The following is an 18,194-nucleotide window of genomic DNA, read 5'->3' as shown; positions in this document are numbered from 1 at the left end:
GCGAAGTGAAGATTATATATATTAATAGACACTTCTTTCAGGTAGTGAAAAAAGTGATGTAAATTGAACCTTGACAACTGAACTCATTTGTGGAATAACACAGGTGAAGTTAGAAAGGGATCTTAACCCTTTTGACATTAAAATAGTGCCCTAATGAATAAGGGATTTTTAATCAAGGAGATGAGCTGACCCTTCTTTAATTTGAGATTCTTCCTCACTCACTAAGTTCGCTCGTCAGAATGACAGCATAGGATAAACTGCAAGATTCTTCCTCGGCAAAAGTCGCCTCGTCAGAATGACTCCCATCATGTCATCCTGGTTCCCTTTCTCTTGTCATCCTGGTTCCCTTTTCCTTGTCATCCTGAGGAGCGATAGCGACGAAGGATCTTATATTTGATGGGGTGAAAAGGGTCCCCTTAAGGCTCCCCCAAGTAATGAAAAACCATAAACGGAGGAGATTCTTCACTTCTTACGCCCTCAGAATGACAATACAGGGTAAACGGATGAGATTCTTCGGCTTCGCACTTACTTATGCAAGGAAAATATTGCGTAAGTAGGTGGGGAAGTTAGAAAGTGGGTTTTTTAACCTCTTCTATATTAAACAACCAATAGAAGCATTACGTTTCCAATTATTCTTTTGAAGTTGTTTTACCTAAAAAAACATCAAAACTATTAAAACTATTTATTTTTATCTGAGTTTAGATATAATATACGTTGTAAACTTATGAAAAAACGTTTAACGCCAGTTCAGTTTGTATTTATTAGTTTTGTTTTGGTAATCCTAACTGGAGCGATAATTCTTATGCTCCCTATATCAAGTAGAAGCGGACAATTTACCAATTTTGTTACTGCACTTTTTACTGCAACTTCTGCAACTTGTGTTACAGGCCTTGTAGTTGTGGATACTTACACCTATTGGTCTAATTTTGGACAGCTTGTAATACTCATCCTCATACAGGTAGGTGGCCTTGGGTATATGACTATAGCAACTCTTTTCTTGCTTGGTTTTAGAAGGCGTATCGCATTAAAAGAAAGATTTATTTTAAAGGAAGGCTTAAACGTTCCAAATCTTAAGAGAATAGTCATTTTTGCAAAAATAGTTTTGCTTACAACGGCTATAGTAGAAGGAACAGGCGCAGTAATACTATTTTTTAGGTTTATAAAGATGTTTCCTTTTTTAAAGGCGGTATGGTTTTCTATCTTCCATGCTGTTTCGGCTTTTTGCAATGCAGGATTTGACCTAATGGGTAACTTTCAAAGTCTTATGATGTTTGTAAATGATTTAACTATTAATCTTGTGATTATGTCTCTCATTGTAATTGGTGGTATTGGTTTTATTGTTATTAGAGAACTACTTGATTTTTTTAAAGCCCGTCTTGAAGGAGATAATTTGAAAAAACTATCGCTACATGCAAAAATCGTTTTAAGTGCAACATCTATTATAATTATAAGTGGTTTTATTCTTATTTTTTTGCTTGAGCACTCAAACCCGAATACACTCAGTCAACTTACAGAAAGAGGAAAATTTCTTGCAAGTATGTTTCAATCTATCACCCCAAGAACAGCAGGCTTTGCAACTGTAGATATAGGAAAACTCTATCAAACTACTCAGTTAATTATTATGCTTCTTATGTTTATTGGTGCTTCTCCTGGTGGCACTGGTGGCGGTATAAAGACATCCACTTTTACTGTTGTACTATTTTTACTTATCTCTTCTTATAAGGAAAATGCTTCTGTTGTGATTTTTGGAAGAACTATTCCACAAAAAACTATCAAAAAAGCAATTTTTATTTTTGGTTTTAGTCTATTTCTTATCCTTTCCTCTACTTTGCTTATTTTAATAAATCAAGGTGAGGATTTCACTTTTTTACAGGTATTATTTGAAGTTGTATCAGCCTTTGGAACTGTAGGTTTATCAACAGGTATAACTCCAAAACTGTCAAACTTTTCAAGATTAATTATTATTGCTACAATGCTTATAGGAAGAGTTGGTCCTCTTGCAGTTATACTAAGTATCAGCACTGCAAGACAAAGGGCACTTCCACAATATCCAGAAGAGGATATCGCAGTAGGATAGGGAGGGATCAATGAGAAAACAATTTGGTGTGATTGGTTTAGGAAAATTTGGTTCAGCAGTTGCAATTAACCTTGAAAAATTAGGTTATCCTGTGCTTGCAATCGATAACGACCCAGAGGTAGTAAGCTCCATTAAAGATAGAGTTTCTTTTGCAGAAATTGTTGATGCAACTAATCCAGAAGCACTTGAAGCAACTGGAATAAAGAATTGTGATACCGTTATTGTTGCAGTAGGAGATGTTGAGTCAAGTGTTCTTATTGCCCTAATCCTTGAGGAAATTGGCATTCACCATATCATTGCTAAAGCAAATTCTCAAATCCATGGAAGGGTATTGAAAAAAATTGGCGTAAAAGAGATAGTGTTCCCAGAGGAGGACATGGGCTTTAGAATAGCAAACAAAGTTGTTTTTGCAAACATTCTTGATTATATTGAGATAACACCCGAAGTTGATCTTGTTGAATACAAAGTTTTATCAAAAGACCTTATTGGGAGATCTCTTCAAGAGTTAGCCTTAAGAAATAGGTTTGGGATAACTGTTATTGCTATAAGGAGAGGCGATAAAGTTATCGTTTCACCCCAAGCAGATGAAAGATTTCTTGAAAATGACGTTGTATTTTTGGTTGGAACAACAGAAGATATAACCAATTTTAAGGAAACATTTGGATAATGATAAAAGCAATTACAATTGATTTTTGGGAAACTATTATTAAAGACGTGTATACAACTGAAAAAGATAGAGACTTTAAGAGAGCCCATTACATTATTGAAAAATTAGGGCTAAAAAGTAATGCAACTGAAAAAATAATAACTTTTTTTAAAGATTTAAACGAAGCCTTTAAACACCCCTCTAAAGAAAACTACTGGTCGATTCTGCCTGAAAACCAGTTAAAGAAACTTTTTGAAGAATATCTCCATATCTCGGTAAACGAAAAAGAATTTAAAGATATTTTGAATTACTACGAGAATGTGATTCTTGAAATTCCTCCAAAACTCACAGAAGAAATAGTAAAAGAAGTTTTACAGAAACTAAGTAATGTTTATACCCTTGTCCTCATTTCTAACACAGGCAGAACACCAGGGAGAGTTCTTTTGAAGATCATGGAAATGTATGAGGTAAAAGATTGCTTTAAATATTTTGTGTTTTCTGATGAAATTGGTGCAAGAAAACCTGACCCAGTTGTTTTTGAAATAGCCCAAAAACTTTTAAACTTACCTAAAAATGAAATCGTCCACATTGGTGATTCTGTGAACCTTGATTTCTTAGGTGCAAAAAACTACGGGTTTAATGCCATTCTTTATGCAAACGGAATGGATAACATTCCCGTAGAACCGTTTATAAGAAGTTTTAGTGAACTTGATAAGGTGTTAAATGAAAAATTTTCTTGAGATTGATGGAAACACTCTTAAGATAGATGATATTTACACAGTCTCCCATAATAAAACTCCTGTTAAATTGAGTAGAAAGAGCATAAAGGTAATTGAAAAGTCATTAGCCTCAGTTAACGAAGTTGTAAATCTTGGAAAACCAGTTTACGGTATCAATACCGGTTTTGGCAAACTTGCCGATGTGACTATAAAAAATGCTGATCTTAAAAAATTGCAAGAGAATCTTATTCTAAGTCATTCGGCTGGTGCAGGTGAAGTTGTAAGCGAAGAAGAGGTAAGAGCTGCTATCATTGTGCGTGCAAATAGCCTTGCAAAAGGTTATTCTGGTGTAAGAAAAGAAGTAGTAGGAAAACTTCTTGAAATATTAAACAAAGGCATTTATCCTTACGTGCCTATTTTTGGGTCTGTGGGTGCTTCAGGTGATCTTGCCCCTCTTGCGCACATCGCCCTTCTTCTTTTAGGAAAAGGAAAAATCGTAAAAGATAACCAAATTCTGGATTTTTCTTCACAACTTAGTAATTACTCCTTTGAGCCAATTTATGAGTTTTATCCTAAAGAAGGTCTTGCTCTCATCAATGGCACATCTTTTGAGGCTGGTATATCTGCACTTTTAATTTACGAATCAAAATACTTATTTAACATTTCTCTTAAGTCGTTTTCAATGGCTTTTGAGGCGCTTTTAGGTAGACTTGACCCTTTTGATTTAAGAATCCATAAAGTAAGAAATTCAATTTATCAAGAAAAAGTAAGTAAAGAAGTTATGAATATTCTTTCGGAAAGCACTTTAGTAAATAAAGGAAAGAACGTGCAAGATGCCTATACTCTTAGGTGCATGCCTCAAGTTTACGGAGCAGTGCTTGAGAATCTTGATTACATTTCAAATTTTATTGAAAGGGAAATTAACGCTTCAACTGATAATCCGTTGATTTTCGAAGATGGCGCTATTGTTTCTGGTGGAAATTTTCATGCCCAACCCCTTGCCTTTCTTATGGATCTATATGCAATTATTCTTACAAGTTTATCTTCCATGATAGAAAGAAGGATAAACAGGCTCTTAAACCCGAATTTGTCGTATCTAAAGCCATTTTTAGCAAATAATCCGGGGATTGAGTCAGGAATGATGATCTTACAATATCTTGCAGCATCACTTGTCTCTATGAATAAGGTGTTGTCTCATCCTGCAAGTATTGATTCAATACCAGTTTCAGCTGATCAAGAAGATTTTGTAAGCATGGGTATGAACGCAGTTATAAAAGCTAGGAAAGTATTAGAAAATTTTAGAAAGGTTGTTGCTGTTGAACTTATTGTGGGAGCCCAGGCACTTGAAATGGTTATAAAGGAAAATAAAGAACGCATGGGAAAGGGAACAGAAGAGATATTTTCAAAATTAAGAGCACTTGTTTCGTTTGCTAACAAAGATAGAGAATTCTCATACGATGTTAGTAATGTGGAGGATGCCCTCAAAAAACATCTACTTTAAAATAAAAAAAGCAAAAGCCTGCGAAAAGGAGGAGGGAAACGCAGGCCTTTGCTGACCAATTTGATTTGATAGAATTATTTGATCTATCGGCTATATATTATAGCAAAATTGTGAAAAAATTGTGAAGAGTTTTGCTAAAAAAATTACCACTTTTTTGCCAAATATAACTGTTTAATTGTGTATTATTTAAAATTTTATTAAATTTTTTTAATAATTTATATTTATATTTTTGTTTAACAAATAATGTTTGAACAATCTCATTTTATATGCTAGTTAACTTATTTTAATAAATTCTTAAAAAATGAGAATTGCTAATTCTTGAATTTAAAAGCGATTTTTAAAATTTTGTTATCTTAACCAACTAAAAATCTTGTTTTGTTTTTTTACTTGGATATAATATATTAAGAGTTTTTTATTTAAGTTAAAAAATTTAATAAGGAGGCGATTATGAAGAAAGTATTGCTAGTGTTGTTAGTAGTTGCAATGGTCTCTTCTTTCTTTGTTGGTTGTAAACCAAAGCCACAGCCAGTTACTTTAACAATTTGGCACTCTTGGAGTGGTGCAGAACTCGATGTTTTGAATGAGGCAATTACTGAGTATCAAAATCAACATCCAGAAATTACAATTAATCAACTTCAAGTCCCATTCGATCAATTACAAAACAAATACCAAACTGAAGCAGCAGCAGGTGGTGGGCCAGATATCCTTGTAGGACCTGCAGACTGGATTGGAAACTTTGCAAAAGCAAATCTTATTGCATCACTTGATTCTTACTTTGATGCAGCTTTCCTTGCAGACTATGTTCCAGGCGCAATCGAACAAGTAAAGTTCAATGGTTCAATGATGGCATTTCCAGAGTCAACTGAATGCGTTGCCCTTATTTACAATAAATCGCTTGTCCAAAACCTTCCAAAAGATACAAATGAACTTGTTACTCTTGTTGATTCCATTACTCAAGGAGATACCTATGGTTTCGTTTATAACTCAGGTTTCTATTTCACTGCAGGGTATTTCTTTGCTTCCGGCATGAAACTTTTTGATTCTAATAACAACGCTATTGTTAACCAAGGAGACGGAGGAGTAAAGACTCTTACCTTCCTTAAGAATTTGGCTTCCGATCCAAAATTCATCGTTGCAAATGATTACGGTAAAGCCGATTCATTGTTTAAAGAAGGAAAAGCGGCAATGATTATTAACGGACCTTGGGCAGTTGGTGATTATGTAAAGGCACTCGGTGATAAAGTTGGTGTTGCTCCAATGCCAGTATTTGCAGAAACTGGTAATCCTTTTGCTCCGTTTGTAAATACAAAAGATTTCTTTGTGAATGCCAATATTAACGATACACAGAAAAAAGCTGCAGCTGATTTCATTAAATTCATGGTAAGTAAAGATGTTGAACAAAAATTCTTTGAAAAAGCAAAACATATTCCATCAAATGTTAAAGTAGATACCTCATCAGATCCTATTATTGGAGGTTTCCTTGAACAAATGAAAACTGGAGTTCCAATGCCAATTATTCCTGAAATGGGTGCTGTATGGGATCCAATGCAAACAGCAATTGATTCAGTATTAGCATCAAAAGCAACGCCACAGGATGCTATTAATACTGCAGAAACAACAATTCAAGATAAGATTAACGCTTCAAGAGGTCAGTAAGTTTTAAAGAATTAAAAAGGGGGTGTATAGCCCCCTTTTTGTAAATGGAGACAAAGATGATTGATAAATCTGACATTGGTATGTGGGAAAAACTAAGGAGACATAGGCTTGCTTATTACTATATTCTTCCATCTGCTATTGTAATGGCATTAATAACTGCTTTTCCAATTTTATATCAGATTTGGATGTCTTTTACTAATTTTAACATTACGAATTTACGAAATCCTCATCCAGATTTTGTCGGTTTAGGAAATTTTATAAAGATTTTTACAAATAAAGTGCCTCTTGAGAATTTTAATTTTTGGAGGATATTTGCTTTTGATGTTTTTTGGACTTTTTCCAATGTATTTTTGCATGTGACGATTGGTATTAGTCTTGCAGTTGCCCTTAACACTCCAAGGTTAGCTTTAAAAAAATTTTATAGAACTCTTCTTGTAATTCCGTGGGCAGTTCCATCGTATATCAGTGCCCTAATTTGGAAAAATATGTTTGATGTAGATTTTGGTGCTGTAAATCAGATTCTTTCAAATATCCTCAATATGACTGTAAAAATACCTTGGCTTACAAATCCCAATGCCCCTATTAAAATCTTTCCGTTTTTATCTTATGCATTCTACGCGGATCTAATTACTAATGTTTGGCTTGGGTTTCCTTTTATGATGGTCGTTGCAACGGGAGCATTACAAAGTATCCCACACGAAATTTTTGAAGCAGCAGAAATCGACGGCGTTAATGAAAGAGGTAAGTTTTTCAAAATTACCTTACCATTGATTCGGTCAGCTATGCTTCCTGCAATTATGCTTGGCATTGTTTGGACTTTCAATCAATTCAATGTTATTTATCTTGTTTCAGGTGGTGGTCCTCTTGGAACAACAGAGATTCTTGTAACACAAGCATACAAAATTGTTAACCCTGGGGGCTTGTATGGTGTTGCAAGTGCCTTTGGATTAATTGTGTTCTTTATTTTACTTGCTATCACGCTTATTACAAACAGAATTACAAGAGCAACGGAGTAAGAGTTATGAAAAAAGAAATAAAAGAAAAGTTAAAACATTTATACTTACACGCATACATCATTTTTTGGATTATTATTGCATTATTCCCAGTTTTATGGATTGTTTCCATGTCTCTTAATCCAATAAATGTTTTGAAGCCCACCACACTTACACTTATTCCTAAAAATGCGTCTTTATCGGCTTATATGAAGGTGTTGCAAAAACCATACGAAGCATATCCTGTGCCGTTTGTTCAACTACTTTTTAATAGCCTTTTTGTTGCAGGAGGGACTGCATTTTTATCAGTGGCTCTTGCTGCAACAGCTGCTTATGCCTTCTCAAGATTCAGTTTTCCAGGTAGAAATATTGGTTTAATCTCTTTTCTTGTAACACAGATGCTTCCTGCAACTGCAACACTTGCACCACTGTTTGTAATCCTTACTCTTTTACATGTAAGAAATTCTCTTTTTGGCTTGATAATCGCTTATGCATCTGGCTCTGTTCCTTTTGCAATATGGAATTTAAAGGGATACTTTGACACAGTGCCAAAGGAATTAGAAGAAGCAGCACTCGTTGATGGCTGTGATAGAAACCAAGCTTTTTTGAAAGTTATACTACCACTTTCCGTGCCAGCACTTGCAGTAACTTTTCTTTTTGGGTTTATGAATGGTTGGATGGAGTGGATGTTAGCATGGACGTTTTTAACTAAACCGCAGAATTTTACACTTGCAATGACTTTGTATAACATGCAGGGTCAGTGGAACACCCCTTGGTCACAATTTGCTGCATTTTCCCTTATTATTTCCATTCCTGTAATGGTTGTATGGTTCCTTTTGCAAAGATACATAGTCTCTGGCTTAACTCTTGGAGCAGTAAAAGGTTAGATTTGGTAAGTTTAGTCTTGGATAATTCTTGAGCCGTTTACATCTTTTGTGACTTTAATCTCGTAAGCAAAATTATCTTTTATTTCAGGAAGATGACTTACTAAAAGAATTTTCTTAAAATCATCTCTTATTGAATTAATTTCCTGAATTATGTTATTTCTTCCCCTTTCGTCTTGGCTACCAAAACCTTCATCTATTACAAGCATTTCGATTGGTGCAGATCTCAGTTTTGAAATGAACCTTGCTATCCCAAGACGTAAGGCAAAATTTATTCTGAATTGTTCACCACCAGATAAAAGTTCATACCTTCTTTCCGAACCACCTTCATAAACGTAAATCTCAAGAGTTGGCTTTTCTGAATGTGTTGTATCGACTGTAATTGTCTTGAATTGTATATGCATACGCCCATCTGTTAATTTTAAAAGAAACCTATTTACCTCATCCTCAAGGACTGTTAAAAACTGTCTTAAGATAGTTATTTGTATTCCATTTCTGCCAAAAATTTCCTCAATCTTACTTAAAACAGTTATCCTCTCACTTTCTAAAGAAAGTTGTTGCTCCAAAGTTTGCAAAGTATTTTTTGATTGCTTAATCTCGCTTATTTCCCTTTCGTAAACTGCCTTTTTATTAGAAAGTTCTAAAATTTCTTTTTGAATTTCTGTTTCTTCCTTTTGTGCTTCAAGGAGTTTATTTTCAACCGATTCAAAGTTTTTTAAAACTTCATTATTCTTAACTATTTCATTTTTAATTGATTCAAATTTTCTTTTTATATCTTCTAATTCAATTAGAAGTTTTTCCCTTGTATTTTTTAATTCTTTTAGAGTAGCTTCTGCTGTGATGAGTTTACTAAATTTATCTTCAAAAACTTTTAGTTCACTTTCTTTTTTAGTCAACTCAATAAAATATTTTTCATCAAAACCCAAAACTTCTATTTCATTTTTTACTTTATATAGTTGCTCTAATTCATTTGAGATGTGTGTTTTATTTTTAAGGATACCTCCTAAATTTTCGTATTCTTTTTGATCTTCTTCTAAAGTCTTTTGAAGTGTTAGAAAGTTTTCTTCTATGTTCTTCAAATTTGTTTTATCAACTAAAATGTTTCTATCTAATTCATTAAGTTTTTCCCTTGTTGCTTGAACGGTGTTATTAAGGTTTTCTATTTCTTTTTGCAATTCACTTAACTCTTTTTCAAGGTTTTCTATCTTTACTTTTTGTAATTCCTCAATATTACCTATTTTATTTTCAAGGCTTTCTATATTTAAATTAGTTTGTGTTAGTTCAAATTCTTCTTCCCTTTTCTTATTTTTTAAACTTTCAATTCGTTCAATTAATCTTTCTTTTTCAATTCTTTTCTTGTTTAGTTCAATCTTACTTTTTTCAATATCTTCAAACTTCTTTTTGCTATCTTTAAGCGCTTCCTCAACCAACACAAGCCTTTCTTTAAGATGCGTAATTGTCTTAAAAGTGTCTTCTTCTATTTTGTGCTTGTGTTCTTCGTTAAGTTCCCGCCCACAAACAGGGCAGACAGGTTGAGATGACCTTCTAATGATGTCAATTTTATCTTGTTCAATTCTTATATTTTCTTTAACTTTTGCAATTTCTTGTTCATTATCCTTTTTCGTCTTTAATAAAGGTTCCTCATTTAAAAGAATATTCTCTAAATCTTCAATACTTTTATTTAATTTTTCAACTTGTTTTGTAGTATCATGGATATCGTTATCGATATTTTTAACCTCTTTTTCTTTGTTTTTACGCTGTTGTTCTTCCTTTAGATACTGCTCAAACAAAACTTTTAAAACTCTTAAAGAAGCAATTCTATCCTTAAGCAAAGCTAACTCGGTTAATTTTTTGTTGAGTAATTCAGTTGAAGTTTTTAAATTATCTTCAAGTTTCACTTTGATGCTTTCAAATTCACTTAAATGCTTTTTAATATCTTCTTTTTCGCTTACATTTGTATCCTTCTTTTTAATTGTATCTTTTATCTTTTTACTAAGCGATTCAATCTTATCTATTAGATGTTGATTTTTATCTTCAATAATCCTTTCGATATTCTTTTGATTTGAAGTAAGCTTTATAAACTCCTTTTCCTTTATTGAAAGGATGTTTTTCTCTTCTCTAATTTTTTTTAATTTTTCAAAATTTTCTACTATAGATTCTTTTTCTTGAAGAATTTTGTCGTATTCCTCTATGTTTTTATTAATATCATTGAGTTCTTCTTCTTTTTTTCTGTGTTGTGTTAATGTTTCTTCTATGTTTCTATTTAGCCCTTCAATGTAAGTCTTTAACTTTTCTTTTTCCTGTAAACGTTTTTGTAAGCTACCGATTTGCTCTTTTGCGACTTTTTCTTTTAACAAATTCGCTTCCAATTCCCTTTGGATTTTGCTAAGTTCACTTGTAAATTCAACCTCTTTTTTTATGTGCTCTTCAAGGTCTTTAATCTTGTTTTTTATCTCTTCTACTCTTCCTTCAATGTTTTTTCTTCTTTCCTTTGCTACATTCTTTGCTTTTTCAAAAATGCCAAGATTAATTAGTTCTCTTAGCACTTCTACCTTTTCAGATGGAGTTTTTGATGTAAAATAATCTGCCTGACCTTGGAGGATAAAAGAAGATGTAATAAACGCATCATAGGTAAAATTTATAATATTTTCAATTTTTTTGTCTGTTTCTCTTATGGTATTTTCGCTAATATTTTTAAAACTTTCGTTAACTGGGTCAAATTGTTCAAGAATAACCTGAGATTTACCTTCCTTACCGATTTTCCTTCTTATGCGATAAATGTTTTCCTTCTCTTTAAAGATTAGCTCAATTTTAAGTTCGTCTGCATTTCTGTTTACAACACTTTTCAAATCACTTTTCAAGCTTCTTGCAACTCCAAAAAGGGCAAAGACAATTGCATCAAGTATGGATGATTTTCCATGTCCGTTATCGCCAGAAATTACCGCCAAATTGAATTTTCTAAAGTCAAGAGTTTGTTCCTCGTTATAACTTAAAAATCCCTTAATTTTGAGGATTTCTGGGATCATATTTTGAAAATTGTTTTGATCTTCTCAATGGCTTCTTCGGGAGTTTTAACAAAATATAAGGGGGCGTTTTTTCTTGAATCAAAGTGTATGCCATCAATGAGAATTCTATCAACTGAGTCAGAAAAATCTCCACTACCTTTAATAACAATTGCGGGTTTTCCGTTTTGGTATGTTGAAACGAGTTCAAGCAGTGTGCCAATTTTACCACCTATCATAACAACAACATCAACAGCATGAATCATAATAAGTGAGCGCATATCCATAGGAAGTCCTGTTAAAATTGGAATTGTTACAAAATCATTTGCTTGAGTTAAGTCAAATCCTGGCAAAATACCCACGTTAATGCCATTTCCATCAAAATTGCCATGACAAGCAGCTTCCATTACTCCATCACGGCCACCTGTAAAAAGTATGAAGCCTTCTTTTGCTGTGAGGTATCCAAATTTGTATGCGATTTCTTTAACCAAGGCTAATACAGGCTCATTTGGTCTTTCAGAAGTCCCAATTAATCCAACTTTTATTTTATTCTTCCTCATCTTTTACGTCCATTATTTCAATTTTATCAGGAGTTACCGTTTCGTTTTTGTTTAACTCGTATTTAAGGCAGCACATCAATTTTCCGCATAGTCCTGTAATTTTTGAAGTGTTCATCGAAAGGTTTTGCATTTTTGCATAGGCAAGCTCTATACTTTCAACATCTCTTAGGAAGTTAGTGCAGCAAACAGGATAACCACAAGGGCCAATACCACCAAAAAATTTCATTGCATCTCTTGAACCTACCTGCCAGAGTTTTATCTTGGAATTGAGAGTTTGCACGAGGTCCTTTATCAGTTCCCTAAAATCTACCCTTGAAGAAGCCGTAAAGTAAAAGACAAATTCTTTTTCTTTTTCATCCCATATTGTTTCAACAAGATGCATTGGCAAATTATGCGTTTTTATTTTTTCCTTGCAGATTTTAAAGGCATTATCCTCTCTTTTAGCTAAATCTTTAAAGTATTTAAAGTCATTTTCGTCAGCTTTTCTTAAAAGGCGCATTGTCCCAAAGCGTTCTTTTAACTTATCAAATCTTTGTGCTTCCATCTTGACTAAGGGTCTTACAACTTTTCCAAGAGTTGATATGTTATTTCTTTCTATGATTACAAAATCTCCAATTGACAAACTCAACCCTTCTTTAGGGACAAAATAAGTATTCATTTCTTTTCTTAGCATTACACCAGTAAGTATTACTTCATCTTTTATTGCTTCCATATTCAAATACTTCCTTTCATAAATACTCTATATCAAAAAGCAACTTTAATATTATATACATCGGATTTGCATTTGTCAAAATTGCTGTTTTTGAATTTTCAATGAGTTTGTAAGTTTCATAAACAATCTTCATGTCAAAGTTTAAGAATTCATTAGCAATAAAACCAAGTAAATCAATATTTTTTACAAAATCGGTTTCTTTGTTTAGGACAATGTATAAAATATCTTCCATAAGATCAATCGCCTCGTTTAAAAAATCCTCTACAGTAACTCTATCAATATCTCCGTAATAGTCTTTAAACCTTAGTAAAAATGTGGGGACGGTTTCGTTTTTCTTCACAAGATTTAAAAATGACATAATGAGGTGCTTTCTTTTTTTAAAATTTTCACTATTTTTAAATTTCTCTAAATTTTCAAGAGAGCCATTAAGGACATAAGATAAATTTTTTGCTTCCGTTTCTTCAAGATCCGAAGACAATATTCTTTCAATAACTTCACGCCTTAACTTAGAAAACCTTACAATAGAAGATCTTGAAATTATAGTTTCAGGAATTGCTTCTTCTTTCTCTGCTATGAGGATGTTGAGTGTCTTTGGAGGTGGTTCTTCAAGGTATTTTAACATACTATTAAAGGCCTCTTTTGTTGCGCTATCAACATCGACAAAAATGTTCACACTATATCCATTTATTGGCATATAAGAAGAGTTAATAACATCTCTTATGCTTTCAATTCCTAATGGTGAGTCCTTTATGATTTTTACATTTGGACTTACGTTATTTTCGATTGCAACACAAGATTTGCAACTATCACACCCGTTTAGAGGCTCAACTTTACAGTTAAGTGCTTTTGCAAATTGTAAAGCAGTAAAAAACTTACCTACACCCCTATTGCCTACAAAAAGAAGTGTTGAGGGAATATTATTTGTCTCAAGCAACTTCCTTAAATACATTATTGCTTTTTCTTGTCCTAAAACTTTATTAAGTCCCAAGTTTTACTCCAATAATTTGTCTACATAGTTATAAAGGGTTACATTACTAACTCTTTCAAATGCTATTTTAAACTCAGGGTATGGGACGTTTTCAAGGTATTTTAAATGGGATTCAAGAGTTGAAATTCCGTATTCTCTGTTTATTTCAAGGAAGTATCTCTGGGATGAGTCTGGTATTTCTTCCTCTTTTCCTTCTGGAATTGCAATAAGCCTAATGAAATTTAAAACGTCATCTTTTGTGAGTTTAAGATTTTTAAAGTTCTTTTCAATTTCTTCGGCAAGGTTTTCATCTTGCTCAAAGAAACGGAGTGAGAATTTATCAAGGGTATCGATTGCATCTGCAAGATAAACACCTAAAGCAGCGCTTTTGCTATACAATTTTCCTGCAACAAGCATGGCAAGATCATCTGAAACACCAAGCCCCTTTTTGTGTCTAATGTATTGGAACCTAATATAGGTATGTTTCAAAAAATCAACATTCGTTGGATCAATAATGAGGCCTTTTTCTCTGTATTCTTCTAATTTGTCTTCGTGGTCGCCATGAGCAAGCATTTCTCCATCAAGGTTCATCTTTTCCATTACATTAATATCGATAAGGTAAGGCTTTCCTCCACCCATGTTAATATTAAACTTTTGATTTGCAAGTTTTCTTGTTTCAAAATCATCCATAAATCCGCCAAGGTAAAGTCCTCTTAAAACATCCTCAGGATCAATTTCTAATTCAAGAAAGAGTGGCACTCTCATAAGTGGCTCACCAACTCTATTTACAAGGAATCTTCTTATATCTTTTTTCATTACACTTCTTGCAAATTCGTAGATTTCATCTATGATAAGTTGCCTTGAAGATCGGACAATAAAAGCGTCTCTTCCAAGAGCAATGACGATATCATCAATTGTTGTATCAACAAATTTTTTGCTATCGAATTCTCCGTGGCCGTTGTGTGCATGCCCCTCAATAGTCTGCATAAAAAGTAAGTCTTCAACTTCAGGAGAAGTTAGCAAATCGTGTTCCTTTTGAAGCTTTCTAAAATCTTTCCAAATTAGTTCCCTTGGTGCTATTTTCATTTTTACCTCCTAATTATATTTTACAAAATAGCCTCTTTAATAATACCACCCATGACTACTGTATCGCCATTATAGATAACACAACTCTGTCCTTTTGTAATTGCAAATTGTTTTTCAAGAAACTCTACAGTATATTCATCGTTTACTTTTGTAATTCTACATTTTGCAGGTTTTGTTTGATACCGTATTTTTGCTTCGTAAATTTCATCTAAAGAAACTTCCTCAAGAATATTTACATCCGTAAGTTTTGCCCCAGTAAAATAACAGTCTTTTTTCGTTGAAACCACTACAAGATTGTTTATAGGATCAGTATCTACTACATATAAAGGCTCTTTGTATGAAATACCAAGGCCACGTCTCTCCCCAACAGTATAAAAGTAATAGCCTTTGTGATATCCAAGTATTGTGCCGAACTTGTCTATAATTTTTCCAGTTTTTTCTTTCAAATGCTCCTTTATAAACTCCCTTATATCTCCTTTTATAAAGCAAAGGTCTTCGCTCTCTTTTGGACTTTTTAAGCCTAAACCAAAGGCAATTTCTTTAACTTGTGTTTTTAAAAAACGCCCGAGAGGGAAAATGTATCTATTTAGGTCGTCTTTTTTTAGCCTCCATAACATATACGATTGGTCTTTAATTGGGTCAATGCCTTTTTTAAGATGCTTATCCTCTATAATTGCATAGTGTCCTGTTGCAAATAAACCGTCTCCAAAATGTTTTTTTGCATACTCAAAACCTATGCCAAATTTTATTTTTTCATTACAGATAACGCATGGATTTGGTGTGAAACCTAATTTCAGGGTATCCCAAAAGTAGTCTTTTACGAAATTTTCAAATTCTCTTGAAACATCTATCTCAACAAAAGAGATTTTTAATTTATGCGCAATAAAGTGGGCGTTAGTAATATCACAACAGCGTGATAGGTTGCTTTCTTTTTCTAATTTAAAGAAAACTCCTATAACATCAAACCCTTCTTTTTTAAGAAGATATGCAGCAACACTACTATCTATGCCACCGCTAATACCAACGTATACTTTCATTCTTTAATTTTACCATAGATTTAATAAATTAGCGCACAACCAAAGAGAACTTAATTAAATACCCTTTGTAGTAAGGCATACTGGGTTTTTTATTATAAGACAAGTCTATAGCAAAGTAAATGTGCTTCTAATGACGGAGTGGTAGGGGGTAATTCTTACAAGACAAAGTCCTCTTGGGTCATTCTACAACATTTTCCTTGCGTAAGCAAGTGTGTTAGCAAAGAATCTTCTTTTCTTAAACTCTAACATTATTTTGTTTTAGTTTATCCTTATAATTGAAATATTCAAAAGAAAACTATTATGTATATTCTATTAAATATAGCTGCTATTTTATACACTTGAATAATAAATAATTTGCCGTAGTAGTTCTTAAATAAACAAGGGATTATAACAATAAGTAAATAATTACGTTAAAAGAATATTTTAAAAACACTTTGCAATTGAAAAAGTATAAATTTAAAAAAAAACATTTTCGCAAAATTTAGAATTTGGTATAATATATATAGTATTAAGTGTAAAAAGATTATTTTAGTTCAGTGTTAGATAGCTTTTTGATGTATGTTAATTTTGCGAAGTGCATATAATATATATGCAAAGAGGCTTCTTTGTGCTGATGCTAAAAAATTGATGTAAAATAAACCTTGACAACTGAAAAATTTGTAAAATTTGCGAAATAAGGGCAAAAAAGTGCTGATTACAATTAGCCTCGTAAACCACCCTGTCCTAATAGTGCCCTGATTAATAAGGGATTACGACCACTTCAACCATATATTTTCACCTCCCTTCCTTTAAATTTGTCCTAATAGTGCCCTGATTAATAAGGGATTACGACTCTTTATTATCCAAAATGAGATTAAAATCAAGCGATAGTCCTAATAGTGCCCTGATTAATAAGGGATTACGACTTTTTTCTCCAGGATTTTTAAAAAACAAACTTGTTAAGTCCGAATAGTGCCCTGATTAATAAGGGATTACGACCTAATGTTCCTAGAATCTTTATGATTGAAGTGATAATCACGTCCGAATAGTGCCCTGATTAATAAGGGATTACGACGGGTGTCCGATTATCGAAACCACCTCGGAAGAGGTGGTCCGAATAGTGCCCTGATTAATAAGGGATTACGACTGTAATACCAAGCTTTTCTTCACTGCTTTCTAGAAGCAGCGGTCCGAATAGTGCCCTGATTAATAAGGGATTACGACTAGGAATTGGAGGAATTGATACTTATAGATCCTTAAATAGTCGGTCCGAATAGTGCCCTGATTAATAAGGGATTACGACATTATTGTTTCGACCATATTTTCACCTCCTTTCCTTTGTCCGAATAGTGCCCTGATTAATAAGGGATTACGACAAAGATGGGAACATCAGATTTGGTTTACGCAATTGGTCCGAATAGTGCCCTGATTAATAAGGGATTACGACTTTCGTAGCGTGTTGCGAAAGTTCACATTTCTTCCTCAAGTCCGAATAGTGCCCTGATTAATAAGGGATTACGACCTTAAGTAGGGGGGCGGTTATTTGTACCCCCTCACGGGGTCCGAATAGTGCCCTGATTAATAAGGGATTACGACCCTCTTCAATAGTTTGTATTTTCACCTTCATCTTTTATTGTCCGAATAGTGCCCTGATTAATAAGGGATTACGACTTTCTAGATCGTTCAATATATCTCCATCGTATTCCCAAGTCCGAATAGTGCCCTGATTAATAAGGGATTACGACAGTCCTCATATTCTACTTTCACAATTTCAATATCCATTTTGTCCGAATAGTGCCCTGATTAATAAGGGATTATTAATTGAGGAGGGAAACTACCCCTCCTCAAAACTCCACCCAAAGGCAAAGGATGAGATTCTTCCTCACTCACTACGTTTGCTCGTCAGAATGACAACATAGGATAAACTGCAAGATTCTTCCTCGGCAAAAGTCGCCTCGTCAGAATGACTCCCATACTGTTATCCTGATTCCCTTTTCCCTGTCATCCTGAGGAGCGATAGCGACGAAGGATCTCATATTTGAGGGGGACACCCCCTCAAGGCTACTAAAGAAAACACAAAAAAGAATAAAAGTAGAGATTCCTTACTTCGTTTGAAATTATAGGGGGAAGTTCGAAGGGGGTCTTTTAACCCCTTCGATATTAAAATAGTGCCCTGATTAATAAGGGATTATTAATTGAGGAGGGAAACTACCCTTCCTTACAACTCCACCCAAAGGCAAAGGATGAGTTTCTTCCTCACTCACTACGTTTGCTCGTCAGAATGACACCTTGTAGTCATTATGCACTCTTCTTCTTTACGAAGTCAAGTAAAGCATAAGAAGATGAAGAATCTTTTCTGTTTTATTTTTTTTATTA

General features: G+C 33.5%; 13 protein-coding genes and 1 CRISPR repeat array. Of the genes, 7 read left to right on the top strand and 6 right to left on the bottom strand.

Going from position 1 to position 18,194, the window contains the following annotated elements:
- The first annotated feature begins 724 nt into the window (after positions 1–724).
- The 7 genes from K6343_00630 (at position 725) to K6343_00600 (ending at position 8,478) form a co-directional block, all read left to right on the top strand.
- Entirely contained in the window at positions 725–2,077 is a 1,353-nt protein-coding gene (locus tag K6343_00630; protein ID MEF3244480.1) for a TrkH family potassium uptake protein, read from the top strand.
- 10 nt (positions 2,078–2,087) lie between these two features.
- A complete protein-coding gene (locus tag K6343_00625; GenBank protein MEF3244479.1) occupies positions 2,088–2,744 on the top strand; it encodes a TrkA family potassium uptake protein in 657 nt (218 codons plus the stop codon).
- The gene (locus K6343_00620) at positions 2,744–3,463 is read left to right on the top strand and encodes an HAD family hydrolase (protein ID MEF3244478.1); all 720 of its coding nucleotides are present in this window, start codon (positions 2,744–2,746) and stop codon (positions 3,461–3,463) included. The genes K6343_00625 and K6343_00620 overlap by 1 nt, the downstream gene beginning before the upstream one ends.
- On the top strand, positions 3,447–4,943 hold the full coding sequence (hutH, locus tag K6343_00615; GenBank protein MEF3244477.1) for a histidine ammonia-lyase: 1,497 nt from the start codon (positions 3,447–3,449) through the stop codon (positions 4,941–4,943). Before K6343_00620 ends, hutH begins: the two co-directional genes overlap by 17 nt.
- Before the next feature lie 447 nt (positions 4,944–5,390).
- Positions 5,391–6,599: a maltose ABC transporter substrate-binding protein gene (locus K6343_00610; GenBank protein ID MEF3244476.1), complete on the top strand. Its 1,209-nt coding sequence runs from the start codon at positions 5,391–5,393 to the stop codon at positions 6,597–6,599.
- A gap of 56 nt (positions 6,600–6,655) precedes the next feature.
- The gene (locus tag K6343_00605; GenBank protein ID MEF3244475.1) at positions 6,656–7,615 is read left to right on the top strand and encodes a sugar ABC transporter permease; all 960 of its coding nucleotides are present in this window, start codon (positions 6,656–6,658) and stop codon (positions 7,613–7,615) included.
- A gap of 5 nt (positions 7,616–7,620) precedes the next feature.
- Positions 7,621–8,478 carry a sugar ABC transporter permease gene (locus K6343_00600; protein ID MEF3244474.1) on the top strand — a complete coding sequence of 286 codons (858 nt, stop codon included), beginning with the start codon at positions 7,621–7,623 and terminating at the stop codon, positions 8,476–8,478.
- Positions 8,479–8,489: 11 nt separating this feature from the next.
- On the opposite strand, the gene K6343_00595 is transcribed toward K6343_00600, so the two are convergent.
- From K6343_00595 to mnmA, 6 genes are read right to left on the bottom strand one after another with little or no spacing between them, the layout of a single operon-like run.
- Entirely contained in the window at positions 8,490–11,501 is a 3,012-nt protein-coding gene (locus tag K6343_00595; protein ID MEF3244473.1) for an SMC family ATPase, read from the bottom strand.
- Positions 11,498–12,037 carry a TIGR00725 family protein gene (locus tag K6343_00590; GenBank protein MEF3244472.1) on the bottom strand — a complete coding sequence of 180 codons (540 nt, stop codon included), beginning with the start codon at positions 12,035–12,037 and terminating at the stop codon, positions 11,498–11,500. The genes K6343_00595 and K6343_00590 overlap by 4 nt, the downstream gene beginning before the upstream one ends.
- Positions 12,024–12,749 carry a hypothetical protein gene (locus tag K6343_00585; protein MEF3244471.1) on the bottom strand — a complete coding sequence of 242 codons (726 nt, stop codon included), beginning with the start codon at positions 12,747–12,749 and terminating at the stop codon, positions 12,024–12,026. Before K6343_00585 ends, K6343_00590 begins: the two co-directional genes overlap by 14 nt.
- A 16-nt stretch (positions 12,750–12,765) precedes the next feature.
- The gene (locus tag K6343_00580) at positions 12,766–13,737 is read right to left on the bottom strand and encodes a hypothetical protein (GenBank protein ID MEF3244470.1); all 972 of its coding nucleotides are present in this window, start codon (positions 13,735–13,737) and stop codon (positions 12,766–12,768) included.
- A gap of 3 nt (positions 13,738–13,740) precedes the next feature.
- Complete coding sequence (locus K6343_00575; protein MEF3244469.1) at positions 13,741–14,802, bottom strand: hypothetical protein; 1,062 nt, start codon at positions 14,800–14,802, stop codon at positions 13,741–13,743.
- Between the two features lie 20 nt (positions 14,803–14,822).
- The gene (gene mnmA, locus K6343_00570; GenBank protein MEF3244468.1) at positions 14,823–15,839 is read right to left on the bottom strand and encodes a tRNA 2-thiouridine(34) synthase MnmA; all 1,017 of its coding nucleotides are present in this window, start codon (positions 15,837–15,839) and stop codon (positions 14,823–14,825) included.
- Positions 15,840–16,559: 720 nt separating this feature from the next.
- Positions 16,560–17,639: a CRISPR direct-repeat array (repeat unit 36 nt; unit sequence GTCCGAATAGTGCCCTGATTAATAAGGGATTACGAC).
- Positions 17,640–18,194 lie beyond the last annotated feature (555 nt).

The organism is Caldisericaceae bacterium (genome assembly GCA_036574215.1).
In the GTDB taxonomy this organism is placed as follows: Bacteria; Caldisericota; Caldisericia; order Caldisericales; family Caldisericaceae; genus Caldisericum.
The sequence above is the reverse complement of the archived record's forward strand: the minus strand, read 5'-3'. Positions and strand labels throughout refer to the sequence as shown.